Origin of the sequence: Desulfovibrio oxyclinae DSM 11498, from assembly GCF_000375485.1 — a bacterium.
Taxonomy (GTDB): Bacteria; Desulfobacterota; Desulfovibrionia; order Desulfovibrionales; family Desulfovibrionaceae; genus Pseudodesulfovibrio; species Pseudodesulfovibrio oxyclinae.
Window position 1 is genome coordinate 1 of the sequence record NZ_AQXE01000007.1, and the last position, 25,114, is coordinate 25,114.

The 25,114-nt window shown below is 60.1% G+C and carries 22 protein-coding genes; 8 read left to right on the plus strand and 14 right to left on the minus strand.

Annotation, left to right across the window (positions count from 1 at the left end; translation table 11 throughout):
- Positions 1-187 precede the first annotated feature (187 nt).
- The 3 genes from B149_RS0108560 to B149_RS0108570 all read right to left on the minus strand — a co-directional run bounded on the left by B149_RS0108560 (position 188) and on the right by B149_RS0108570 (position 3,128).
- Positions 188-796, minus strand: a complete 609-nt coding sequence (locus B149_RS0108560; protein WP_018124770.1) for a 3'-5' exonuclease — start codon at positions 794-796, stop codon at positions 188-190.
- A gap of 2 nt (positions 797-798) precedes the next feature.
- Positions 799-2,391 (minus strand): peptide chain release factor 3, encoded by a 1,593-nt coding sequence (locus B149_RS0108565; RefSeq protein ID WP_026167534.1) that lies wholly within the window; start codon positions 2,389-2,391, stop codon positions 799-801.
- Between the two features lie 83 nt (positions 2,392-2,474).
- Complete coding sequence (locus B149_RS0108570) at positions 2,475-3,128, minus strand: hypothetical protein (RefSeq protein ID WP_018124772.1); 654 nt, start codon at positions 3,126-3,128, stop codon at positions 2,475-2,477.
- Positions 3,129-3,268: 140 nt separating this feature from the next.
- On the opposite strand from B149_RS0108570, the gene B149_RS0108575 reads away from it, so the two are divergent.
- A complete protein-coding gene (locus tag B149_RS0108575; protein WP_018124773.1) occupies positions 3,269-4,981 on the plus strand; it encodes a bacteriohemerythrin in 1,713 nt (570 codons plus the stop codon).
- 74 nt (positions 4,982-5,055) lie between these two features.
- Here B149_RS0108575 and B149_RS0108580 read toward each other — a convergent pair whose 3' ends face one another.
- Entirely contained in the window at positions 5,056-7,014 is a 1,959-nt protein-coding gene (locus B149_RS0108580) for a flagellar assembly protein A (RefSeq protein ID WP_018124774.1), read from the minus strand.
- Between the two features lie 109 nt (positions 7,015-7,123).
- Positions 7,124-8,368: a BPL-N domain-containing protein gene (locus tag B149_RS0108585; RefSeq protein ID WP_018124775.1), complete on the minus strand. Its 1,245-nt coding sequence runs from the start codon at positions 8,366-8,368 to the stop codon at positions 7,124-7,126.
- Positions 8,369-8,492: 124 nt separating this feature from the next.
- Between B149_RS0108585 and B149_RS0108590 the strand changes: the two genes are divergently transcribed.
- The 4 genes from B149_RS0108590 to B149_RS0108605 all read left to right on the plus strand — a co-directional run bounded on the left by B149_RS0108590 (position 8,493) and on the right by B149_RS0108605 (position 16,383).
- Complete coding sequence (locus B149_RS0108590) at positions 8,493-11,156, plus strand: valine--tRNA ligase (protein WP_018124776.1); 2,664 nt, start codon at positions 8,493-8,495, stop codon at positions 11,154-11,156.
- A 1,258-nt stretch (positions 11,157-12,414) separates the two neighbouring features.
- Positions 12,415-13,920: a uroporphyrinogen-III C-methyltransferase gene (gene cobA, locus B149_RS0108595; protein ID WP_018124777.1), complete on the plus strand. Its 1,506-nt coding sequence runs from the start codon at positions 12,415-12,417 to the stop codon at positions 13,918-13,920.
- A gap of 231 nt (positions 13,921-14,151) precedes the next feature.
- Complete coding sequence (locus tag B149_RS0108600) at positions 14,152-14,991, plus strand: DUF116 domain-containing protein (RefSeq protein ID WP_018124778.1); 840 nt, start codon at positions 14,152-14,154, stop codon at positions 14,989-14,991.
- A 102-nt stretch (positions 14,992-15,093) separates the two neighbouring features.
- The gene (locus B149_RS0108605) at positions 15,094-16,383 is read left to right on the plus strand and encodes a transcription antitermination factor NusB (protein WP_018124779.1); all 1,290 of its coding nucleotides are present in this window, start codon (positions 15,094-15,096) and stop codon (positions 16,381-16,383) included.
- Between the two features lie 33 nt (positions 16,384-16,416).
- Here the strand turns inward: B149_RS0108605 and B149_RS0108610 are convergent, their stop codons facing one another.
- The 9 genes from B149_RS0108610 to B149_RS0108650 all read right to left on the minus strand — a co-directional run bounded on the left by B149_RS0108610 (position 16,417) and on the right by B149_RS0108650 (position 23,542).
- Complete coding sequence (locus B149_RS0108610) at positions 16,417-17,208, minus strand: hypothetical protein (protein ID WP_018124780.1); 792 nt, start codon at positions 17,206-17,208, stop codon at positions 16,417-16,419.
- Positions 17,209-17,218: 10 nt separating this feature from the next.
- On the minus strand, positions 17,219-18,160 hold the full coding sequence (locus tag B149_RS0108615) for an alpha-L-glutamate ligase-like protein (protein ID WP_018124781.1): 942 nt from the start codon (positions 18,158-18,160) through the stop codon (positions 17,219-17,221).
- Positions 18,161-18,164: 4 nt separating this feature from the next.
- On the minus strand, positions 18,165-19,730 hold the full coding sequence (locus B149_RS0108620; RefSeq protein WP_018124782.1) for an inactive transglutaminase family protein: 1,566 nt from the start codon (positions 19,728-19,730) through the stop codon (positions 18,165-18,167).
- A 44-nt stretch (positions 19,731-19,774) separates the two neighbouring features.
- Positions 19,775-20,329, minus strand: a complete 555-nt coding sequence (locus B149_RS0108625; RefSeq protein ID WP_018124783.1) for an ATP-dependent zinc protease family protein — start codon at positions 20,327-20,329, stop codon at positions 19,775-19,777.
- 246 nt (positions 20,330-20,575) lie between these two features.
- Positions 20,576-21,220 carry a dimethylsulfonioproprionate lyase family protein gene (locus B149_RS16795; RefSeq protein ID WP_018124784.1) on the minus strand — a complete coding sequence of 215 codons (645 nt, stop codon included), beginning with the start codon at positions 21,218-21,220 and terminating at the stop codon, positions 20,576-20,578.
- 105 nt (positions 21,221-21,325) lie between these two features.
- A complete protein-coding gene (locus tag B149_RS0108635; RefSeq protein WP_018124785.1) occupies positions 21,326-21,742 on the minus strand; it encodes a secondary thiamine-phosphate synthase enzyme YjbQ in 417 nt (138 codons plus the stop codon).
- Positions 21,743-21,764: 22 nt separating this feature from the next.
- Positions 21,765-22,511: a substrate-binding periplasmic protein gene (locus B149_RS0108640; RefSeq protein ID WP_169332912.1), complete on the minus strand. Its 747-nt coding sequence runs from the start codon at positions 22,509-22,511 to the stop codon at positions 21,765-21,767.
- Positions 22,512-22,581: 70 nt separating this feature from the next.
- Positions 22,582-23,127 (minus strand): hypothetical protein, encoded by a 546-nt coding sequence (locus B149_RS0108645; RefSeq protein WP_018124787.1) that lies wholly within the window; start codon positions 23,125-23,127, stop codon positions 22,582-22,584.
- A 40-nt stretch (positions 23,128-23,167) separates the two neighbouring features.
- The gene (locus tag B149_RS0108650) at positions 23,168-23,542 is read right to left on the minus strand and encodes a winged helix-turn-helix transcriptional regulator (protein ID WP_018124788.1); all 375 of its coding nucleotides are present in this window, start codon (positions 23,540-23,542) and stop codon (positions 23,168-23,170) included.
- A 134-nt stretch (positions 23,543-23,676) separates the two neighbouring features.
- Here B149_RS0108650 and B149_RS0108655 point away from each other — a divergent pair, with 134 nt between their 5' ends.
- From B149_RS0108655 to B149_RS0108670, 3 genes are all read left to right on the plus strand, one after another.
- A complete protein-coding gene (locus B149_RS0108655) occupies positions 23,677-24,192 on the plus strand; it encodes a nitroreductase family protein (RefSeq protein WP_018124789.1) in 516 nt (171 codons plus the stop codon).
- Positions 24,192-24,401, plus strand: a complete 210-nt coding sequence (locus B149_RS16800) for a putative quinol monooxygenase (protein ID WP_018124790.1) — start codon at positions 24,192-24,194, stop codon at positions 24,399-24,401. The genes B149_RS0108655 and B149_RS16800 overlap by 1 nt, the downstream gene beginning before the upstream one ends.
- Before the next feature lie 267 nt (positions 24,402-24,668).
- Positions 24,669-25,055: a DUF3568 family protein gene (locus tag B149_RS0108670; RefSeq protein WP_018124791.1), complete on the plus strand. Its 387-nt coding sequence runs from the start codon at positions 24,669-24,671 to the stop codon at positions 25,053-25,055.
- Positions 25,056-25,114 lie beyond the last annotated feature (59 nt).

A 25,114-nucleotide genomic window follows, 5' to 3' on the forward strand; every position in this document is an offset into this window, starting at 1 on the left:
TCAGCCTCCCGCCAAGCCGCCTATACGCCTCAGCTTTCGGAAAGCCTCGTGCGGCTTGGCAACACAAATGTTTTTGGGAGATTCTTAAGAACCCTTTTGCAAAAGGGTTCTTAAGCCCCCGGAGGGCCCTCGGAGAGCCGCCGGAGGCATATGAAAATGCCGGGAGTGTTGTCTGGAAATGCTGAAGTTACAGCAGTTCCAGTTCTTTCATGGCGAGGTAGAGTTCGCGGCTGACCCACGCGTCGGTGGCTGCGTAGGCGACTTGTGCTCGTGCGAGGTTGTCTTTGGCCCAGTTGGAGCACTGTGCTGTCTTGGATATGCGGAAGCCGAGCAGGTTGGCGGCCATGTTGCGCAGGCCGTGGGTCTGCATGCCGGTGCTGGCTGAGATGTCGGAGAGGTCCACGAAGCCGCCTGGGGTGAAGTCGGTGAGTTTTCGCAGGCCGCAGATATCGTCTCGGACGGCCACACCGGTTTTGATGACGGCGGGGTCGGCGAGCAGTTCAAGGAGCCCGTTGTCCATGGGCAGGAGGTTGAGTTGGAAGAGGTAGACGCATTCCGCCGTGGCGAGTTGAAGGAGGGAGGGCAGGTTCGGTTTGCGGCCTTTTTTGAAGACCGGCCGCGTCTCGGTGTCGAAGCCGAGTAACGGGTCGTTCCTGAGTTCCTTCACTGCCTTGTCGCGCTGGCCCTCGGTCCGGACGATTTCGACGGGACCGTTCCAGCGTTTCAGGGGCAGTGCGTTGATTTCTTCCTTGGTGAACGCTCTGGTGTATTGTTCTGGCAGTTCCACTGTGGGCATGATCAATTGCTGTTGGTCTGTTCGCGCGTGGCGTGGAAAGATATCTCGGGCCAATTCTCGGCGGCATCGTCGAGTCGCCAGCGGCTCGGGGCAAGGTATGTCAGATTGCCGTCGCCGTCCAGTGCCAGATAGCGCTGCATGGAGCGGGTGAAGCGTTTGAGTTCGGAATCGGATCCGCTCACCCAGCGCGCGGTGTAGAGTTCGATCGGCTCGTAGATGGCGTCAACGCCGTATTCGTCGCGCAGGCGGGCCTGAATCACGTCGAACTGGAGCATGCCAACGGCGCCGAGGATGTAGTCGTTGTTGATCATCGGGCGGAAAAGCTGAACCGCGCCTTCTTCTGCCAGCTGAGTCAGGCCTTTGCCGAGCTGTTTGGCTTTCAGGGGCGACTTGAGGATCACGCGGCGGAACATTTCCGGGGCAAAGTTGGGGATGCCGGTGAAGGTCAGGGGTTCCTTGTCGGTGAAGGTGTCGCCGATGCGGATGGTGCCGTGGTTGTGCACGCCGATGATGTCGCCGGGCCATGCTTCTTCGACACCTTCGCGGTCCTGTGCCATGAAGATGGTGGCTTTGGAAACGGTGACGCTCTTGCCGAGGCGGTGGTGCTTGACCTTCATGCCCTTGGTGAAGCGGCCGGAGTTGATGCGCATGAAGGCGATGCGGTCGCGGTGCGCGGGGTCCATGTTTGCCTGAATCTTGAAGCAGACGGCGGAGAAACCGGTTTCTTCCGGGGAAACGTCGCGTTCGACGGCGGGACGTTCGCGCGGGCAGGGGGCGAGATCCACGAAGGTGTCGAGCATTTCCTGCACGCCGAAGTTGTTGATGGCCGAACCGAAGAAGACCGGGGTCTGTTTTCCGGCCAGATAGCGCTGCGGGTCGAAGGGGTAGCCTGCACCTTCGAGCAGTTCCACGTCCTCGCGCAGCTTGTCGGCCTGATCGCCGAGTTCCTCGTCGAGTCTGGGGTCGTTGATGTCCTCGATGACGATGCCTTCCTGAATACCGCCGCCGTGGGTCGGGGAGAACAGGTGCAGCTTCTTCTGATGCAGGGAGTAGACGCCTTTGAAATCCTTGCCCATGCCGATGGGCCATGACATGGGGGCGCATTCGATATTCAGTGTCTCCTCGATGTCGGAGAGCAGTTCGAACGGGTCCCGGCCTTCGCGGTCGAGTTTGTTGATGAAGGTCATGATGGGCGTGTCGCGCAGGCGGCAGACCTCCATGAGCTTGCGGGTCTGGCGTTCGACGCCTTTTGCGGAGTCGATGACCATGAGCGCGGAGTCCACCGCAGTGAGGGTGCGGTAGGTATCTTCGGAAAAGTCCTGGTGACCGGGGGTGTCGAGCAGGTTGATCTCATGATCGTTGTAATTGAACCGCATCACCGAGGTGGTCACGGAAATACCGCGCTGCTGTTCCATGGCCATCCAGTCACTGGTGGCGTGGCGCGCGGCCCGCTTGGCCTTGACGCTTCCGGCGGTCTGAATGGCTCCGCCGAAGAGCAGCAGTTTCTCGGTGAGGGTCGTCTTGCCTGCGTCGGGGTGGCTGATGATGCCGAACGTACGGCGGCGTTCCACCTCTTTCTTGAGTTGCGCTTCCATGGTCTCCTTTTCCTCAAAAAAATCCGGGCCACCTAAGCGGCCCGGATTGCGGTATACCGGGATGTACAAAAAGGTCAAGTTCATTAATCGTCGAGAAGCCTTGGCGGAGCAGGGCACGGGCTCTCGCTGTAGCGCCACCAGAAGCGTCCCGCGCAGTTCTCCGGCGGATTGAGCTGTTCCTGCGGTTTCAGGCTGATGCGGACGTTTCTTTTGTCCTGTTTCCAAAGGGCGTTGCGAACGTGGTCGGCCGCCTGCCTCAGGTTCATGGAACCTTCGTCGAGCCCGGCCAGCGCGGCCTTGATGCCTTCATGCAGAATGAACATGCCGTGTGTGGCGTCCATGGCGGACCACATCCTTACGGCGTCCTCGTGCCTGTCGAGTTCGGCAGCGGAGAGGCCGCCGTAGACGATGGTTTCCAGTGAGCGACCACCAGCCTCGAACAGACCGTCGAAGAGTTCATAGGCGTCCTTGAAACGGCCGGTCCAGTACATGCTCATGCCGGCCTTGAGCCGAGAGGATAAAAACGGCGTCCTGCCGTCCTCGGATCGGCGTGCGAATGCCTTGCTGTAGGCGGTTGCGGCTGCGGCGTATTCGGGCGCGGCCTCTTCGTTCAGACCGGCCAGCCTGAGGTGTCTTGCCTTCTGGAAGTTGCCGTCGGCGACCCTGAGGGTGGGGACGCAGGCGCCGAGCATCCCCACGACGAGCAGTGTCACCAGAAAAAAGGGCATACGTTTCATTACCGGCCTCCGGATATTTTCAGTTCTGTCGATGGGCTGCGGTGTTTGGTGCATATCAGGCTCTTGTCCTTTGTCTGCAAGAAGCGTAGTATTCAGTAACCAGACCTGTTACCCGTTCAATCTTACATCGGAGTTTCCGAGTGTCCACAGCAAAATTGCTCGCAATCCTTTTCGCTGTCGCTGCTGTCGCCTCGCTTTCCCAGCCAGTTGCCGCATGGCTGCTGTCCGGGACGGGCACCACGCTGCTTGCAACGCAGGCGGCTTTGACCCTCGTGGTTGTCATTTGTCTTCTCATCGGCCTGAAAACCGTCCGGGGCGGTTTGACCGGACCGTTGATGCGGCTGGCATCGCTGCTGGAATCGGGGAAGGACGTTCCCGATGAGCAGGGCGGAGCCGCTGAACTGGCTCATGTGCGTCAGGCCGTTTCCGCCGACAGGCAGCGCCTGCTCCGGGATGCGCAGGATGCTCGTCGCGAGGCCGAGGCTGCCCGCGAGAAAGCTGGTCGATTGGAAAACGAGGCGGAGGGTATCCGCAGATCAGAAAAGGAAAGCCGGGAACTCGTGCAGGCGATGCAGAAGGCCGCTTCCCGTGCCGAAGGGCTTTCCGAACAGATTTTCAATGCCATCGGCGAGTTGAGTTCGCAGGTGGACCGCGTCAATTCCGGCGTGGAGGTCCAGCGCGACCGTATGACTGAAACCGCCACGGCCATGGAGGAGATGACGAGCACCGTCATCGAAGTGGCCCGGAATGCGGGCAGTGCGGCCGAAAGCGCCGTCAATTCCAAGGAAAACGCCACCACCGGCGCCGAAGGCGTCCATACCGCAGTGGCTTCCATACAGAATATGCATGGCCGTATAATGCGCCTCAAGGAGTCCATGACGGGACTCGGGCAGGAGGCGGAGAACATCGGCCGCATCATGAACGTAATCACCGACATCGCGGACCAAACGAACCTGTTGGCGCTCAACGCCGCCATCGAGGCGGCCCGTGCGGGCGAGGCCGGGCGCGGTTTTTCCGTTGTAGCGGACGAAGTCCGTAAGCTTGCGGAAAAGACCATGCAGGCCACCAAGGAAGTTGGCAGCACGGTCAAGCAGATTCAGGAGCACGCACGGGAGAACGTGGTGGCCGTGGAAGAGGCCGCCGAAGATATCGACCACAGCACCGAGGCCGCCAACCGTTCCGGCGAATTCATGGAAAGGATCGTGCACATCGTGGACGAGACCGCGCTGCAGGTGCAGTCCATCGCGGCCGCCAGCGAGGAGCAGTCCGCGGCCAGCGAAGAGATCAATCGCGCCGTTTCGGAAGTGAATCAGGTGGCCGGGGAAACCGCGGAAGGCATGGGACATGCCACGGATGCCCTCAACGAGATTTCCGGGCTGGTGGAGAATCTGGACAACATCGTTCACGGTCTTGTCGAGGCTGACCGCGCCGGGCTGCGAGACGACGGTAAATTGTTCGTCTGGGACGACAGTCTTTCCGTGGGCATCAATCAGATCGATGACCAGCACAAGGTTCTCATCGATCTCATCAACGAACTCAACGACGCCATGCGTCAGCGCCGGTCCCAGAAGATCATGATGGAAGTGGTGGACCGTCTGGCGAACTATGCCGTGGAACATTTCGGCACGGAAGAGAAGCTCTTCGACAAGCACGGGTATCCGGAAACGGAAGCCCACAAGGAAGTGCACCGCAAATTCGTGGCAAAGGTCTCGGAATTCGGCGAGGAGCTGCGTTCCGGCAAGGCCTCCGTGACCATGGAGGTCATGCGTTTTCTCAAGGATTGGCTGCTCGGTCACATCAAGGGCACCGACCAGCGTTACAGCAAATATCTCAACGAACGCGGCGTGCACTAAGTTTTACGTCAGATCTGCAAAAAAAGCCCCCGCGCCTGAATCGGTGCGGGGGCTTTTATCTGAAATTCGAAGTGCTACAGATTGCCGACTTCAATGTCGTCCTTGCCGGGATGCCAGAAGATCATCGAACGCTCCAACGTGTTCTTCACCTTCATGGTCTTGCCCCCCATCTTGACGAGGACGCCCGGATGAATCTGCTTGCGGACCTTGATCTTGACGCCGCTGAGCTGGCTGATGCGCTGTTTTGTCATCTCGGCGGCGCGGGCTGCGGTGTCCTCGAAACGTTTCGCCACGTTCATCCGGTGCTTGATGATCTTGGCCACCTGCGGTCGCTTGGCTTCCGGGGTGCGTTGAAGGATGTCCTTGGGATCGGCTCCGCCCAGAGCGTGATCGATCTTCTGCAGCTCCTTCTTGAGTCTGGTGNGTTCTGCGATCAGCTCGGAATCCTTTTCGCTGCCTATGCCGACGGAGATAGTGGTCGGCACGCCCAGTTCTGAGCCGAGCTCGTTCACTTCCATGCCCTTGGTAATGACCAGCACGCCGCCCTGAACCACGCCCTTGCCCTTGGCTGCGAGCAGGTAAGGCGTTTGCACCCGGCAGTTGCTGCACTCGTTCTTGATGACGAGGCTTCTGCCCGCACGGATGGTGGCGTTGGCAGCAAAGCCCGTGACCACCTCGCCTCCGGCGAAGACCGTCCCGCCGTCGGGCTGGAGAATGCCACCCTTGACGGAGACGTCGCCCCCCGCCTTGATGTCCGCGCTTTCCACCGACCCTTCCACGATGACGTGCTTGGGAGCCTCGACCTTGAAGCCGGAAAGGACGTTTCCGGTGACCTTCACGGAGCCTTCGTCGGTGCGGACGTTGCCGGTGCCGAGGTTCACGTCGCCATGGATGACCAGGCACTGGGTTACCGAGACGGTGTTTTTTTCGACGACAAGTATACCCGTGTCCTTGGCCGTGAAGGTGATGCCGTCGGCCGAGACCTCGATGTTCTCGCCCGCGTGCAGGGTGAGCTCGCGGCCCGCATTGGCGGGGATGGTCTTGCCATATACGTCCACGCCCGCTTCGCCCTGCGTCGGGGGATGCAGTCTCGCGACCGTCTGGTCCGGGGTTACCGATGGGTAGAGTCCCCGGTTGCGGTAGTCGATGCGTCCCTGATCGTCCTCTGTGCCAGCTTCCTCGCGGGTGGCAACCAGATACTCCAGCCAGCCGTCGCGCCCGTCGATGGGCCGCTTGCCCTTGATGACCGTCTTGTTCAGACGGGGCTGACGGCTCTTGGCGGCGCGCTCCAGTTCCTTGTCCAGCCAGTCCAGATCGGGCTCAAGACCGATCTCCATGTCGTGAAGGACCTTGACGATGCGGTCTGGGGTAACGGCGAGGCCGCGAAAGTCCTTGTCGTACAGGTCTCCCAGAACCTTTATCTCGTCGGAAGTGACGCGCAGGCAGGGTGCCACGCTGACGCGGCCGCCCTCGATGCGGGCTATGCCGTGGGTGGTGGCGGTGAAGCCGCCGTCGCGCGCGTCGAAATCGCAGTTCTCTCCGGCCTCGGGCTTAATGTCCTCGGCCTTGCGGTTGTCCTTGGGCTTGGTGATGACGCCGTCGATGGTCTCGCCGTTACGTGCCAGTTTGGGGGGAGAGTATTCGGCGAAGCGATCGCCGGGAAAGACCGGTTTGGTCAGGTCGCCCTGTGGTTCGATGGAGGCGTCCTCGGGTTCTTGCACCTCGACGCCGCGAACGAGCGTGATGCCGCTGATCTCGTCGATGCCGCCACCGTTTTGAAGAATGCTTATGATGCGCTTGGCGGCGGCGCGGTCCGGATCGAGCTTGACGCCTGCTTCTGCAATCTGGCGGCAGATACTGTCCACCGTGGCTTCCGCCCCGAGTTTGGACGGGGGCGTATACTGGCTGATCCCCAGCTTCATTTTGTCTTCGGAAAGACAGAAGCGGAATCGCGCGTCGGAAGACCCTTTTGCCTTCTTCTTCATCTTGGCGGTTTCTTCCATAGGGGTGCAGGTCTTGTTATCGTCGGCCATGGCCCACGTACTCCAGTTCTGCTAAGTTCAGCCAGACTCACATGGCACTTCGACCATACATGGCTTTGGAACCAATGTAACCCCCCTTAGATGCAGGCATGAAAGGCCGCTACGGGGTGTCGGAAATACCTCTGGAAAGCAGGAAATACAGGTCTTCGAGCAGTCGCAGCAGTTCTTCGTACAGTCCACCGGGCGCAGGGGGCTTTCCGAAGAGAGCGTTGCGCTGATTGCGCAGGGTTTCCGGTGCAATGGCGTCCGGGCCGGAGTGCAGTACGGTCATGCCCAGACGTTCCGCCAGCAGGTAGCCTGTGACGCCCTTGCGGAACAGGTCAACGAGTTCGCCCGTTCTGCCGCCGTTTTCCAGAAGGTATTGCTCGGCCTCGGCGTTTGGTTCCGAAGCCATGATCTCGTGGATGAGCGCGTACAGAGCGTTGATGCCGGAACCGGGAATGCCGCGCCGCCAGCCGAGCAGCCACGGCGTGCGCCAGAAGAGCAGAAAATGGCGGTTGCCGGTCTCAATGATCTCGTCCATGGCCTGAGCGGCCTGCTCCAATACGGGGTGGTGCCAGCGCACCGGACGCGCAGCCAGATCCCAGGCGGGAAGCGGGGCGCGGTTTGGCTCGATGCCCAGAATGTCGGCCAGCATGCTGCCGAGCCAGTAGTTGGCCTGCGGGGAGGCCGGCGTTTCCAGATGCGCATAGCTCAGGATGACGCGCCCCTGTCCGTATTCATTGGCCGCGATGCCGGGGCGACCCTTGATGAAGTCCGGCCGCAGGCTGATGCCGTAAAGGTTCTCCCAGTCGCCCACGGTACCTTCGGGCAGGGATTTGAGGTGCATGTCGGCCATCCAGACGTCCGGGCCGGGGGTGTCGAACACCGCCAGCGGCTCGGGGCCGGGAGCGCTGTCGTCGAACTGGCCCGGCCACCAGACCGGAATGAGAGCCTCGCCGCCGAGTTCCTTGGGGATCAAAGGGTGGTCGGCAAGCCGGACATGCATGTGCCCGGAAAGAAAATGTTGCAGGCGTTTTTCGAATCGGCGCCGCTTCCACGGGGACAGGCCCAGCCCCTTGCTTTCGGAAAGGGCCAGCCCGGCACCGCCGCAGAATCCGATGTAGGTGCCTCCCTCGTCAACGTAGCGGCGAATGGCATCCATGCCTTCCGGGCCGAGGCGTGCGGCCTTGCCGCGAGCGTAGCCGCCGGGGACCATCAGCGCTGCGGGCTTGCGGTCCAGCGCTCCTTGGGATATTGCCTTTGCGCGCACCAGCCGATGGGGAACACCCCATGCACGCAGCGCGCGGATGAGCAGAAGGCCCCAGAAATGGGATTCATCCCAATATATGTATATGCTTGACATGTAGCGGTCCCTTGACGAGTCTTACCGCACGCTTATCAGGGGGCGTTGCTTTCTGGCAAGCACAACCGATTGAATTTCAAGGACGCCAAGGCGTCCCTTTTCATACGCAAGGAGAAAACCTACCATGAGCAGACCTACGCTTGCCAAGGGCTACGAGCCCTGGGACGTCGAGGACAAGTGGGAGAGCCACTGGGAGAAGGAAAATACCTTCACCCCCCGTGCGGACGCCGAAGGCGACCCGTATTCCATCGTCATCCCGCCCCCGAACGTAACCGGCGTACTGCACATGGGGCACGCCCTGAACCTGACCCTGCAGGACATTCTGTGCCGTTTCCACCGTCAGCAGGGCCGCGACGTACTCTGGGTTCCCGGCACCGACCACGCCGGCATCGCCACCCAGAACGTGGTGGAACGCCAGCTCAAGGAAGAAGGGAAGACCCGCGACGACCTCGGCCGCGAAGCCTTTGTCGAGCGCGTGTGGGAATGGAAGCGCGAGAAGGGCGACCACATCCTGAACCAGATTCGCCGCATGGGCGCATCCGTGGACTGGACCCGCGAGGCCTTCACCTTCGACGATGACCGCGCCAAGGCCGTGCGCGAGGTCTTTGTCGAGCTGTACCACAAGGGGCTGGTCTACAAAGGTGATTACATCATCAACTGGTGCAACCGCTGCCACACCGCCCTTGCCGACGATGAAGTGGAGCACGAGTCCAAGCCCGGCAAGCTGTGGCACATCCGCTATGCCATTGCCGACGGCTCAGGCGAGCTGACCATCGCCACCACCCGCCCCGAAACCATGCTCGGCGACACCGCCATCGCGGTGAACCCCGAGGACGAACGGTTCAGCCACCTCATCGGCAAGAAGGCCATCCTTCCGCTGGTGGGCCGCGAACTGCCCATCATCGGCGACACCTACGTTGACACCGAGTTCGGAACCGGCTGCCTGAAGGTCACTCCGGCTCACGACATGAACGACTGGGAACTCGGCCGCAAGCACGATCTTGAAGTGCTCTCCGTGTTCGACGACGCGGGCTACGTGAACGAGCACGCGCCCGAGAAGTATCAGGGAATTTACAAGGACGACGCCCGCGACGTGATCGTCAAGGACCTCGAAGCCGCAGGCCATCTGGAAAGCATCGAGGACCATGAGCACAAGGTCGGCGTCTGCTACCGCTGCAAATCCGTCATCGAGCCGCACGTATCCACCCAGTGGTTCGTTTCCATGAAGCCGCTGGCGGAAAAGGCCCGTGCAGCCGTTCCGGAACGGACCAGGATCCATCCCGAGAACTGGAGCAAAACCTACTACAACTGGCTGGACGAAATTCGCGACTGGTGCATCTCCCGTCAGATCTGGTGGGGGCACCGCATCCCGGCGTGGACCTGCGGCGACTGCGGCGAACTCATCGTCGCCAAGGAAGACCCCACCACCTGCGTCTGCGGCAGCGAAAATCTCGCGCAGGACGAGGACGTGCTCGACACCTGGTTCTCCTCCGCGCTCTGGCCGTTCTCCACACTCGGCTGGCCGGAACAGACCAGAGATCTGGAAAAGTATTACCCGACCTCCTGCCTCGTCACCGGGTTCGATATCCTCTTCTTCTGGGTTGCCAGAATGATGATGATGGGACTGGAGTTCATGGACAAGGTGCCGTTCCACGACGTCTACATTCATGCGCTGGTCCGTGACGAGAAGGGCAAGAAGATGTCCAAGTCCACCGGCAACGTCATCGACCCGCTGGACATGATCCAGACCTACGGCGCAGACGCCCTGCGCTTCACGCTGACTTCCTTCGCCGCCATGGGCCGCGACATCAAGCTCAGCGAAAAGCGCATCGAAGGCTACAAGCACTTCATGAACAAGATATGGAACGCGGCGCGCTTCAGCCTCATGAACCTGCCCGAGACCATCCCGGCCGTGGAGCTGTCCGAAAGCGACAGCCTCGCCGACAAGTGGATTCTCAGCCGCCTCGAAGAACTCAAGGTCACCGTCAAGGAAGCCACCGAGACCTATCGCTTCAACGAAATCGCCCAGACCCTTTACAAGTTCATCTGGAGCGAATTCTGCGACTGGTATCTCGAAATGGTCAAGCCCGCCCTCTACGGCGAAGACGAGGCCGTCAAGGCCAGAACCCAGCGCGTGCTCTGGACCGTTCTTTCCGAAGTGCTCATCCTGCTGCACCCGGTGACCCCGTTCATCACGCAGGAAATCTGGTCCGTGCTGCCGCGCCCCGAAGGCGATGACCGCAGCGACGACATCGCCACGCTCGCCTATCCGGACATGCGTCCGGAACTGCGCGACGAACAGGCCGAGGCCTGCATGGAACTCTTCATGGGCGTTGTCTCCGGCGTACGCAATATTCGCACCGAGCTTGTCATCGAGCCCGCCAAGAAGCTCGATCTGTTGGTCAAGACCGTGTCCGACGAGGATCGCGAACTGCTCGAAGCCAACATCGAGCTGATCCGCTCCCTCGCACGGCTGGAGAACATCACCATCGGCCCGGACGTCGAGGGCCCCAAGGCCTCCGGCTCCACCGTGGTTCAGGGCAACGAAATCTACGTCCCGCTTGAAGGCGTCGTGGACTTCGACGCCGAACTCGCACGGCTGGACAAGAATATCGCCAAGATCGAAAAGACCAAAGGCGGCGTGTCCAAGAAGCTCTCCAATCCGGGCTTCATCAACAACGCGCCCGCCGAAGTCGTTGAAAAAGAAAAGGAAAAGCTGGCCGAGATGGAAGAAGATCTGGCCAAGCTCGCAGAACTCAAGGAGCGCCTGAGCTCCATCGCAGGATAGCTTGAATCGATGGGGAGCCTCGGAAAGAGGTTCCCCATCGAATTTTCCCTACAGCCCTTGATGCGGGCCAATTGAATGCGCGAAAGTGCATGAAGACCCGTATTTGCGGCTTGTGAAAAGTGGGTTGGACCTGCTAGGAACGGTCGAGTCGTCGGACCGGAGACCGCCGGTGCCTTCGGCGAGCAGGGCGCTGCCCTGCACCCGGCAAAGGGGTGGGCCCCCTTTGCAATCCCTGTCTTGTTTCGGCAAGGCACCCGGTCAGGGCCGTCGCTTTCGCGATCGTCCCTGCCCGTGTACCTTCCCGAAACGGGGTGTGTCAGAGGGATGGTTTGATATTTGTGAGTCCCCGGGCGCCGCCAGGTCGGTATCCGCTTTCCCGGGCGGTGTGCAGCGGCGCAAGATAAGACGTTTTGGGGATTCTCAAGGACCTTTTGGAAAAGGTCCTTGAGCCGCCGGAGGCCGTTTATGCCTTCGGCGAGCAGGGCGCTGCCCTGCACCCGGCAAAGGGGCGGGCCCCCTTTGCAATCCCTGTCTTGTTTCGGCAAGGCACCCGGTCAGGGCCGTCGCTTTCGCGATCGTCTCAGCCCGTGCACCTTCCCGAAACGGGGTGTGTCAGAGGGATGGTTTGATATTTGTGAGTCCCCGTGCGCCGCCAGGTCGATATCCGCTTTCCCGAGCGGTGTGCAGCGGCGCAAGATAAGACGTTTTGGGGATTCTCAAGGACCTTTTGGAAAAGGTCCTTGAGCCGCCGGAGGCCGTTTATGCCCTCGGCGAGCAGGGCGCTGCCCTGCACCCGGCAAAGGGGCGGGTCCCCTTTGCACCCCTGTCTTGTTTCGGCAAGGCATCCGGTCGGGGCTGTCGCTTTCGCGATCGTCCCTGCTCATGCACCTTCCCGAAACGGGGTGTGTCAGAGGGATGGTTTGATATTTGTGAGTCCCCGGGCGCCGCTAGGTCGGTATCCGCTTTCCCGGGCGGTGTGTAGCGGCGCAAGATAAGACGTTTTGGGGATTCTCAAGGACCTTTTGGAAAAGGTCCTTGAGCCGCCGGAGGCATTACCGGCGACGAGAGGGACTGCCGTTGGGAGCTTGCGGCTTGTCCGACTGGTACAAGGCTACAGGCCGGGGTCTTCAGGGAGCCCGGTATTCATCATTTTGGGAGGTGCGTCGTCTCTACTCGCAAGGAGGATGGACGAGGTGTCTTTCGAATATATTCAAGAGCTTTTTTGAAGGGGCTTTCTAGCTCCCGGAGGCAATAAGCGATGTCCACAGTGTATCTTGTCGGTGCCGGACCGGGCGATCCCGGAATGCTGACTCTGAAGGCAAAGGAAGTGATCGAGACGTGCGACGTCATGATCTATGACTACCTTGCCAACGCCGATTTTCTGAAGTGGTGCAAGGAGGATTGCGAGATCCTCTATGTCGGCAAGAAGGGCGGGGATCATACCCTGCCGCAGGATAAGATCAACGAGCTGATCATCGAAAAGGCCCGGACCGGTAAGACCATTTGCCGTCTCAAGGGCGGTGATCCGTACGTTTTCGGCCGCGGCGGCGAGGAAGCCGAGGAGCTGGTCGAGGCCGGTATCGATTTCGAGGTGGTGCCGGGCATCACCGCCGGCGTTGCTGCTCCGGCGTACGCGGGCATCCCCGTGACGCACCGGGACCACACCACCAGCGTATGTTTCATCACCGGACACGAGGACCCCACCAAGGAGAAATCCGGCCATAACTGGTCGGTGTATGGTCAGTCCAACTCCACTCTGGTATTTTACATGGGCGTGAAGAACCTGCCCATGATCGCGGAAAATCTCATGAAGAACGGGCGCGCGGCCGATACGCCGGTGGCGCTGGTTCGTTGGGGCACCCGTTGCGAGCAGACCTCCATGGTTTCCACGCTGGAGAATGTGGCCGAGGATGCCGCCGAGCGCGGATTCAAGGCTCCTTCCATCATTGTGGTGGGCGGCGTCTGCTCCCTGCACGACAAGCTTGGATGGTTCGAGAAGAAGCCGCTTCTGGGACAGGGGGTGGTTGTCACCCGCGCTCGCGAGCAGGCCAGCGGCATGGTCAAGACCATGCGCGACCTGGGCGCCTGCGTGTACGAATTTCCGACCATTTCCATCAATCCGTTGGAGAATGCCGACGAGGTCGAAGAGCACGCGTTGCAGCTCGGTCGCTGGGACTGGGTGATCTTCACTTCGGTCAACGGCGTGAAGCACTTCTGGCAGCACCTGCGTAATGCAGGTCTCGATGCCCGTCAGTTCGGCGGCATCAATGTGGCGGCCATCGGTCCGGCCACGGCCAACGCCCTGCGCGATCGCGGTATCAATCCCGACTTCGTGCCCAAGAAGTACGTTGCCGAGCACGTGGTCAAGGGCCTGCTGGACCTGGACATCGCGGGCAAGAAGGTGCTCATTCCCCGTGCCCGCGTGGCGCGTGAGATTCTGCCCGCCGAGTTGACCCGCGCCAAGTGTGACGTGAAGGTCCTGCCGGTCTACGAGACGACTCTCGCGGAAGAGAGCGGCGCCGAGATCGAAAAGGCGCTTGAAGAGGGCAGGATTCAATATGTCACCTTCACTTCTTCGAGCACGGTGGAAAACTTCTTCCAGCTCGTGAAGGCCGAAAAAGTGCAGGATTGTCCGCACGTCAAGATGGCCTGCATCGGTCCCGTCACAGCGAAAACGCTGCGGGACTACGGGCTGACACCGGACATTCAGCCGGAAGACTACACCATTCCGGGACTGGTACAGTCCATACTTGACGACAAGTAGCCGACTCCGGGCCGGGACGCTCTCCAGCGCTCCGGCCCGTTTCTCTTGATCCTGCGGTTGCGGTCCGCTCCGCATCCAGACGCGTCCACGAGTGGCCCCGGAGCGCTTCAGGAATTATTCCCGAAGGTTCCGGAAATCGGCGCAAAATGGAGCCCGGATGGATTTGGCGTTTGTCAGAGCGCGGTTGCGCGTGTTACCTCTTAGACCATTATAAACCGTTCATGGAAGCTGATGGTAGTTCCTCCTAAACATATCCGCCACGCCCGCAAACGGCTTTTCATAGCGCTCATCAGCGGCGCGTGCTTCGTTGTGTGTCTGCTGCTTGCCGCGCTGTGGGTGGTGCCCTACATCGGGCTGGACAACATTCACCCTTCTGCGAAGTGGATACTCGGAGCGCTCGTGGTGGTGCTGGGCGGCATGGTCTGCGTGGCCTACTGGGGATTGTTCCTCAACATCGTGCTCAAGCGGCCCCTGCCGGGCTCCCGACGCTTCAGGGGGCTGACGGTCAAGCTTTTTCTGCCGCTGATGGTGCTCATAGGCCGTATGCTGGGCATCGAAAAGAAGTCGATCCTGCTGTCCTTCATCAGCGTGAACAACGAACTGGTGCTTGCGGAGGCGGAGCGGTACGATCCGGACCGCGTCCTGCTGCTGATGCCGCACTGCCTGCAGTCCAGCCGCTGCTCGAAACGGCTGACCTACGATGTCAACAACTGCAAACGCTGCGGCGAATGCCCCATTGCCGGGCTGCTGGATATTCACGATCGGTACGGCGTGCATCTCGCCATTGCCACCGGCGGCACCATCGCCCGGCGCATCGTGGTGCAGCTTCGACCCAAGCTGATCATCGCCGTGGCCTGCCAGCGCGATCTGGCCAGTGGGATTCAGGATACGTATCCGCTGCCGGTTTTCGGCGTGCTCAACGAGCGACCGCACGGCCCGTGTCTCGACACCACCGTTGCGCTTGGCCGGGTGGAGGAGGCCTTGCAGCGATTTCTCAATGAGGACGCTCTCGCCGGGGTCGAAGGGCCACGAGGCTCGGCTATCGGGACGGGGCAGGCCGTCAACCTCTGATTGTTTCAAGACGGTCGGCTGCGTGACGCTTTCTCTGAAGCAAGGCGCGCCTGACCATGATATTTGTTTCGCGAGAAATACTTTCAAGGAAAAGGAGATCCGGTGTCCAAAGCCGCTCACAAGTCCAAGGTGAAGAACAGGCCGCTGCCGCCCGCGCGTGCTGCGGCGCTGGAGGCGTTGCAGCGTTGTCTGGGGCAGGGATGCGACATTCAGGCCGCGCTCGACGAAGCCCTGAAGGGCAAGAACCTTGACCCGCGCGATGCGGCGCTGGCCACAGAACTGGCCTATGGCTATCTGCGGCTCAAAGGCCGCGTTGAGTACGTGCTTTCCGGGTTCGTCAAGGAGCTGGACCGGATTCCGGACCGTTTTCTCATGGCTCTGGGCGTTGCGGCGTACGAGATTCTGTACCTTGACCGGGTTCCCTCATACGCTTCCGTTGACTGGGCGGTGGAGTTTGCCAAGAGCAAGCCGGGCGCGAGGCTCTCGGGGTTGTTCAATGCCGTGTTGCGCCGCGTTTCGGAGTTGGGCGCGGACGTGCATGAAGTTTCCTATTATGACGACGGTTCCGAGCTCGTTGAAGTCTGGAGTCGCTATTATTCCTGCCCGACATGGATCGTGCGGATGTGGCTTGATGCCTATGGCGAGAAGAAGGCGCAGAAATATCTCGCGGCGCAGGTGCAGCCACCGGCGCTCGGGGTCACCCTCTGGGGACGCGAGGACGCGGATGAGTTGTTCGGGGTGCTCGCGGGACGTGAGGACCTTCTGGACATTGAAGGCTACTCTTTCGCCTTCCGTCCGGGCGTGTCCCTGCAGAAAATTTCGCCGCCGCTGGAACGTCGCAGCTTCGCCTCGCGTCAGGCGCTGGAAGCCTTGTATCCCGAACAGTGGCCCACGCCCGTGTGGGATGCCTGCTCCGGGCGCGGCGGCAAGACTCGTGTGTTGCTGGAGAAGGGAATCGGCCCGCTGTACGCCAGTGACGTGCACATGGGACGGCTCAAGGCCTTGCGCGAGGGAATGCCTGAAGTGGGCGCGTTTCGCGCCAGAGCCGATGCGGGGGCGCCGCTCAGGGACATGGGCACCGTGCTGCTCGACCTTCCGTGCTCAGGACTCGGCGTGCTCTCGCGGCGGCCGGACGCCAAGTGGCGGCGCAGCCAGAAGGACATCGCTTCGCTCATCAAGCTGCAGACGGACATCATGGATGCCGCGGCCGAGGCGCTTCGTCCCGGTGGAAAGCTGGCCGTCATCACCTGCACGCTCAATCCCGACGAGAACGAGAAGCTCATCGAAGGCTTTCTTGAAAGAAATCCCGGCGCAAGCGAGACAGTACGCTGGACCACCCCGCTTAATGCCGGACTGGGCGAATTCTTCTTTGCTTCACTGATCGAAAAATAGGGCAAACGGGGCGGCTAGCCGGCCGCCTCTGCTTTAGCTGATTCGCTCGATATCCAGAAATTCCGTGGTCGCCGTGTGAACCTTGAATCGGTGGCCGTTGATTTCGATCAGCGGTGCTCCAAGGGGCACGGTAACCTTCTCACGGCTCATGACCTTGGGCCGGCTTCCGCCCTTGAGTTTTCTCACCTCGAAAAGAATGCTCATGCCCTGTTTACCCTCGAAACGAATGACGTAATGCCGTTCCGAAGAGGGGATAACCCGGGTACGGATCACGTCCTGGAACCGGACATTGACCGGGTGAATCTCAGCGGGTTGGTTGCGGAAGACACCGGGCGTGCCGGTGGGTTGATGGAAGGTGCGTGAGAGAGTGCCATTGCCGTCCACAGCCACGATATAGGAGTCGAGCAGCAAGACGTCGGTGCCGTGCGATGTCTTGAGCTTTTCGTAGGAAACGTTGGAATAGCCCTGAAGGGTTCGCTCAGCTCCGTCAGGCGATCCACCCGGCAGCTTTACGGTGAAGTCTCGGGAGGCCTGCATCTTCGGCAGTGTCAGCACTTCTTCATCGTATTTGAGAATGCGCAGGATGTCGGTCCCGGCCGGGAAGGATTTGCGGGTGTCTGTGGCGAGGCTCTCGGAGCGCACCTTGCGCACCTTGCGACGGGAAATGTTTTCCAGAAAGCCCACCGTCATGCGTACTTCGCCCGGCGCGAGCGGGGATTCTTGTTCCACTTGCGCGGGGGGCTCGTCAGGCGGTTGCACGTCGGAAGCCTGCCGTACGCAGCCGGTAAGCGCCAACAGGGACGCCGTCAGGACCGTCAGCGTCATCAGCAGGCATCTAGGACGCAAATGCTTCCATTGCATAGTCAATCCGTTGTTCTTCCGTTTCGAGAGATTGGTGAACCGCGTCCACGCTGTCCAGCCGGTGTCGCAATCCAGCGCGGTTGGCAACCTGAATCGCCAGCCCCGGACGCGCGTTGAGTTCCAGTATGAGCGGTCCCTGCGTTTTGTCCAGCACGATGTCCACCCCGAGATAGCCTAGACCGGTGACGGTGTAGCCGAGCGCCGCCTGTTTCAGCAGCTCCCGCCAGTCCGGTATGGCGACGCCGCCGATCGGATTGAGCGTGTCAGGGTGCGTGTCACAGCCTGCGTTCTTCCACACGGCGGTAGTGGTCATCCCGGTGTGCATGTCGATGCCGCAGCCCATGGCGCCCTGATGCAGGTTGGCTTTTCCGTCCGACTCGCGGGTGGGCAGCCGAAGCATGGCCATGACCGGAACACCCTTGTAAACGATGATCCGAATGTCCGGCACGCCTTGATAAGCGATGTCCCGGAAAACCGGGGAGAACTGCACGCAGTATTCAACCATGGCGCGGTCCGGCATCCCGCCGAGACTGTACATCCCGCTGAGGATGTTGAGGATGTGAAATGAAATGGACTCGGCGGAGACCAGCGAATCGTCGGGTTTTCGGAAGCTGTGGCCCAGCTTGCCGGTGATGACCATGATGCCGTTTCCGCCAGCGCCCCGTGCGGGTTTGACCACGAACGAGTCGTGCCGCTCCAGCAGTTCGGGCAGCCTCTTGAGCTCGTGCTGAGAGCGGAATATCCCGTACAGTTCCGGCACGTTCAGCCCGGCGGATTCGGTCAGCCGTTTCGTGGTGATCTTGTCGTCCACGAGCGGATAGAGCGGCCGGGGATTGTGGGGCAACACATATCCGGCATTGCGGGAGTTGAGGCCGACCACGCCGAGCGAGCGGAGTTTTCTGAACCAGCCGAGCATGATCCTACCTCTTGAGCAGCGCCCGGAAGCGGATGAGTTCGAGCAGCCGGAAGCCGGTGTAGCGTCCGGTCATCATGGTCAGCGCCAGCAGCACGAGGAACAGCTCCGGGAAGACGAAGGTGAGATGCTCTATGTACTGATTGCTCATGGCCAGATAAGCCAGCACGGCCACGGCCATGGTGCCGATGATCTGCTGGATGGCCTTGCCTGCGCCCATCTCGTCCCACATGACGGAGACGCGCTCGATGGTCATGCTCAAAATAACCATGGGGAAGAGGCTGACGGAGATGCCGCGGGGAAAGCCCAGCTTGAAGCTGACGACGCTGATGCCTGCCATGAGCAGCACCACCACGATGAGCACGCAGGCGAGCCTTGGCACGAGCAGCAGCTTGAGGTGCTCCAGATAGAGGCGGACCGAAAGCCCGAGGATGATCACGATGGAAAAGAGGCAGACACCCCAAAGCAGCTCGGTTTCCCTGAACGAGAGCGCGATGAGCGCGGGCATGAAGGTGCCGAAGGTGGAAAAGCCGATGACGTTGCGCAGGAAGACCAACAGCAGTGCCCCGATGGGGATGAGCAGAATGACCCGGTAGGTGGCCTGCGCCTGCACCGGCAGGTTGAAGAGGGAAAAGCCCATGATCGCGGGTTCGGTGATGTTGAGTTGCTCGACGGTGTTTTTCAGGGAACTCACGGATACCGGCGCCACGGAGAGTGTCACTTCGAGATTATCGCCGCCTTTCAGGGAGGCAAGCGGGGCATTGCCGCGCCACCACGGGACGAAATCCCCCGGCGTTCCGAAGGCGCCCTGAGTGACGTCGAACATATGCCATGCGCCGTCGTGGTAGAGTTCCAGCCAGTGGCTCAGGGGGGCGTTGTTGGAGGTGCTGAGGGTGATGCCGTGGACCGACTGGGCCGGAATGCCTGAAAAATGCAGCAACCTGACGGCCATGTTGACCGCGCCGAGACGGCCGGGATGTCCCCGCAGCAGATAGGCCGCGTCCGTGTTGTCCGAAGGCGGCATGAGCAGCTGCATCAGATGGGGCACGAAGGTTTCGATATCCGCGGATTCGCTGCCGACCTTGGTTAGCAGGGAGTTGGCGGCGGCCTGCTCCGCCGGCGTGAACTGCGGGTCCACGAGTCTCGGGATGTCCGTTGGGTGCACCCAGGTGCGGTCGTCGGAATTGTTTTCGGGCCGCAGGCGGGCGGAGTAGAACAGGTCCTGTTTGCCTTTCGCGGAACGTTTGGACCAGACCGCGATGGCGTTTTCGGCGTCGGTGTCGTTGGTCAGGCCGGAGCCGTCTTCGGCCTGCATGCCGCGCAGGAGACCATAGTCGTCGCTGATGAAGTATTCGTCCGTGACCACGAAGCGGGGCAGCCGGTTCAGGGTCTGGAGCGTGGCCTTGACCGGGCTGTCCTGTGCCTCGAAGGAGACGCGGGCCTCCACGTTCCATGTTCTGGTCTGTTCTTCAGGTGTGAGCGGAAAGCCCAGAACAAAGGCCTTGTAGCCGAAAATGCCGAGACCGGTCAGCAGGAGCAGGCTCACCAACAGCTTCAATTGCAGAGAATTCATGTCCGGTTGATCCTTGAAGAGATCGGCGGCGCGTGCGTCGTCGGTTACTGTCCTTCGGGCAGGGAGAGAAGGTTGCGGCGGGAAGAGTCTACCAGAATACCCCGGCGGAGTTCCTTTCTGCCGATGAGCATTCTGGATGAGAAATTGCTTCTGTCGGCCAGATTGATGAACGCATCGAGCTTTTTGCTGCCGATGGTCACCACCACCGGGATGACGGCTCGGCGCTGGTAACCCGAGGGTCGCTTCTTGATTCTCACGATACGGTCGTATTCGCAGGTGACCCGCTGTTTGCGATCCTGCTGGTCCAACACGGTGAAGGTCACGGTGTCGTTATCCTCGTCGAGGACGATATCCTCGGCGTGCATGGAGGAACTGTCAGCGCCGCTGTCGAGCTTCGCTTCCATGGTGATGGGGGCTTCTATGCCGCGGATCGTGATGGAGACCTTCTCCATATATCCTGCGATGATGTAGTCCCGGCTCGTGAGTTCGGAAGCCGTTTCCTGAGCGCTGGGTTCCTGCTTCGCGGCGCCGTCGTCCGCATGAACGATACCCGTCGTCAGGATCATGCAGAGAGTCGTCAGGATTATGATTCTGTTCATATCAAGTCTCAATTAATAAAACTATTTCCTGTCAATGGGCGGGAGAAGCGACCCCGAGGCCGTTTTTTCTGCGCGCATTGTCGGTGGAGTTCGTGACTGTAGAAAGAGCATGCCGAATTTGCCGATAGCCCTCAGGAGTCGGCAGACAGGACGCAATGTGTAATTGTGCCTATAAGAAATTTCGGCACGCGTAAAGATTGAAATGGCCGGGGGTGATGTGGCGGTTCCGTAAAGAACCGAGTCGGTCTAGCGCTTGAATGTCATGGTCTGATTTGCCAGCGCTTCCTCGGAGCCGGCCCACGCGTAGGACAGCAGGCACGGTTCCGTTCTCCCCGTAGTGATGCGGTGGCTGTGCTCCGGAGGGTTGTAGATGAGAGAGCCCGGGGCATACACGCCCGCGTCGTTCTGCGAAAGCGTGCCACTGAGGCATAGGTAGGATTCGGTGATGCCTGCGTGGCTGTGAGCCGGGTACACCGTATCGGGGGCGAGCAGCACGACGCCGAGGATCAGTTTGTCGAAGCGCACCAGCCCGCATGGCCCCATGAGTTCGCTGTAGGCGTATCTGTCACTGAGTTTCTTGGGCATCCACTCGTAACCGTATCCCCATGACAGGCTTGCGGCGATGCGCGAGAACATCCGTACCGACCCGGCGGCGGGGCCGTGCATTCCGTTGTCCACCGCACGGTCAAGATGAAAGCAGACGGGTTTGGACTGCGCTTCTGGCAGGACGACTTCAGGGCATTGCTTCAGGGCCTGTTTCAACGCCACGCGAACATGTTTCATGTGGCTGTTGATGATCTTGCTGCCGCCGGCAGAGCCGTTGCGGTACCAGAACAGGATGTCCTGAAGGTAGTAGGTCAGATACGGGTGGTCTTTGAGCGTGCAGGTCATGTCCTCCCCGTAGCATGAAACGGCGGACGAAACAAACGCAACCCTTGCAGGCAGTGGCTTTCCTGGGTGATGAAAATAATGAAATCAGACTTTGCGAGGGGCGTGTCATTCACCGATGATCTTCACGAGCACGCGTTTCTTCCTGCGTCCGTCGAACTCGCCATAGAATATCTGTTCCCACGTGCCGAAGTCGAGTTTGCCGTCGGTGACGGCCACCACGCTCTCGCGGCCCATTATCTGGCGTTTCATGTGGGCATCGGCGTTGTCTTCATAAGTGTTGTGGCGGTACTGGCTGACAGGCTCGTGTGGGGCGAGTTCCTCCAGCCATTTTTCATAATCGTGATGCAGGCCTGATTCGTCGTCATTGATGAAGACCGAGGCCGTGATGTGCATGGCATTGATGAGGCAAAGTCCTTCGCGGATGCCGGATTCCTTCAGGCACTGTTCCACGTCTGGCGTGATATTGATGAAGGCGCGGCGCGTGGGAATGTCGAACCAGAGTTCCTTGCGATAGGATTTCATGAGTTCTCCGAATCTGTTTTGATTACATGAATTTTTCCATGATACGTTTGTAAGTACCATCCTGCTTCATCTCGTCAAGGGTGCTCTGCCATCGTTGTACCACTTCTCGCGGTACGTCCGGCGACATGGCAATATACAGTGAATCGGTGCCGAGCGTGACGCCGGTGGGGGAGAACATATCCGGTTTGAGCAGACGATGACGACGCAGGAATTCATTGAAAAACCTGTGGTCCATGACGGCAAGGGATACCCGGCCGACAGCGAGTTTGGCAAAGTCAGAAAAATGACCGTTGCTCAGGTCGAGGTTCCTGAAACCCAGTCCGGAGAGCCGGAGGTGCGCGCTATGGTCCCGGGTCACGGAGATCCGTTCGACCCTTTTGGCGTCGTCAAGATTGTTTATGGTGACCTTGCCCTGAGCGTTGCGGAAGAACATGGGTTCGATCTCCGCCAGCGGGCCGATCAGCCACAGCCGGGAGCGGATTGCTTCCGTTTCAGGTACGGGAAAGAGCACTCTGTTCTTTTTGTTGAGCAGATCGTCATATCCTCTCGCCCAGGGGAGTAGTCTTACGGAGTGTGGATCGCGGCCGTTCCTGCGCAGTATCTCGGCAACAATTTCCACCATGCATCCCGAAGGCTCTCCGTCCTCGAAATAGGCGTACGGGGGGATGTTTTCCGCAACAATATTAAGGTGGTGTGCCGTTGCGGAACGGTTTCCCGTCACGAGAAACGCTATCGCCAGAGCGGCTGTAAAAACTAAAATACGTCGCATCGAGACCCTCGTTTTGCGAACGTATCCTACTTGGAATCCGAAGGGAACCCCGTCTATATGTCTGAATGCGTTAGTCTGGGCAGATGGAGCCGAGCAGCCGGATTTCGTCGCACCAGCCATGCATCATATCTCCCTTCATGGACTGATGAAGCTGGAGCAGTTGAGCCAGCGGAAAATCCCGTCCCCAAAGGGAGCGGTACCCCACGATGCCGTGTCTGCGGAGAATCTGCGCGCCAAGGTTCCAGACGGCCTGCGCCAGCTCGGTGCGGTCGAGAACCGTCTGGTGGTGCCAGACCAGAGACGGTCTGTCGCCGAGCACCCTGCTGCCCGCAAAATTGGTGGAGACATGCAGAAGGTCGCCCTCGGGCCGTACCTCCCATGCATAGAGCCAGCCTTCGCCGAGCCATTCAAATTCGAAGTGCCAAGGCCCGTCGCCGTCACGTTCGGAGTATTCCGCGGCGTCCACGAGGCAGTCGCACAGATCCTTGAGCGGTTCGGAAAAGACGGAGGCCACGCTGTATTCGCAGGTTCGGTCGGGAGTGACGAGCGTGAGATCCATCCAGCCACGGCGAAGTTCCGTGAGGTTCAGCTTGGGAGTGTGATGGTGTGTGGGCATTCGGGTTCTCCGGCGCGGTTGAAGGGCGGCTGAGTGCGTATCAGGCGGCGTCTTCTTTGGAGAGGGTTTCGAGTTTTCTGGATTCGAACATGCTGCCCCATTCGCAGAGCTGGCGGAGCAGGGGGATGATCGACTGTCCCAGGTCGGTGAGCGAGTATTCCACCTTGGGCGGTACCTGCGGGTAGACCTCGCGATGGATGAGTTCGTCCGCCTCAAGTTCCCTGAGCTGCTGGGTCAGCATCTTCTGGGTGATGCTCGGCATGGAGCGCTTGAGTTCACTGAATCGCAGCGTCCCCTTGTTGCCGAGATAGTAGAGGATGATCGGTTTCCACTTGCCGCCCACTATCTGGAGCGTCAGCTCCATGGTGCAGTAATATTGTCTGCCGTCCAGCGTCTTGATGGGGCAGTCTGACATATATGATTCCCTCGGTATGTTTTTGGATACTATGGAACAACGCCGTGCGTACTTGCGTTTTGGTGTTCTTTAGCCCAAAACATGAGACAGGTAAAGAAAGCCCTCGCTGACTGCAACACAAGGAGGAAACATAAATGGACGTATTTGAAGCCATAATGAACAGGCGCAGCATCCGGAAATTCACGGATGCTCCCATCTCAGATGAAACCATGCACGACGTGCTCGAAGCGGGCATGATGGCCCCGAGCGCAGGCAACGCCCAGCCGTGGCAGTTCGTCATCGTGGACGACCCGGAAAAACTCGCGGCCTGCAAGGAGTTGAACCCTTATGCCGCCATGGCTGTCAAGGCTCCGGCAGGCATTCTCGTCTGCGGCGATACCAGCCTTGAAAAGTTCCCCGGCTTCTGGGCTCAGGACTGCTCCGCGGCAATCCAGAACATCCTGCTGGCGATTCACGCCAAAGGACTCGGCGCGGTCTGGACCGGTATTTATCCGGTGGAAGAGCGCGTGGCCGGTTTTCAGAAGGAGTTCGGTCTGCCGGAGAACGTGGTGCCGCTGGCACTGATTGTAATGGGTGAACCCGCACAGCAGCCCACAGCCGAGTCGCGTTACCGGCAGGACCGCGTGCACAGGAACGGATGGCAGGGATAATGAAAAACGAACAGCCGACGGTACTGGTGCTTTTCGAGGCAAAGGCCGGATATGAGGAAGAGGCCCGTGAAGTGCTTCGCGAACTGGTGCGGAAAAGTCTTCGCGATGAAGGGTGCCTGCAATACGACATGCACGAAAAGCCGGATGCACCCGGCCGTTTCATGCTTTTTGAACGCTGGGCTTCCCGTGAGTTGTTGAGCGAGCATTAGGAAAAGGAGTGGATGGCGGAGCACGGCAGGAAGATGGCCGAAGTCATGGCCGCCGAACCGGAAATCTCCTTCTGGACACCGTTTTCCGGTAGCTGACGCCGCAACGCTTCCGGTTTCCGCGGGGCTCGTTTGAGGCCGCGTCCGTTCTTCCGGTCATGTCTTGCCAAGAGAGAAAATAAACTGCATGAAATGGTAGCTTCACGTTTGCAGTTACACACTGCGCAAGGCAGATAAAGGAACAATGGGCGACAGCCCGAGGAGAAGAATATGCGTATCAAGAATCTTGTTCTGGCAATGATGCTGCTCCTTTCCGCCGTGGCGGTGACCGGTTGCGGCGCAATCATCGCAGGCACTGCGGCTGCCACGGGAACGTATGTCTACGTTGACGGTCAGGCCAAGGCAGACTACCGCGCCAGTCTGGGGCGGACTTATGACGCCTCTCTGGCGGCCTGTCGCAGTCTCGGCATGAACATCACCGGACAGGAGATCGACGGCGACTCCGCAAGCATCAGCGCGGACTATCGTGGCGATACCATCTGGATTCGCCTGTCTTTGGAGGGTGATAACTTCACGCAGGTCAGCGTCCGCGTCGGCCTTCTGGGCGACAAAGTGCAGTCCAGACGTATTCACGACTCCATCGCGGCGAACCTGTAAGGCTTCCCGCAAGAGACAAAGGAAGCGGCAGGCCGGTACACCGGCCTGCCGCTTTTTCG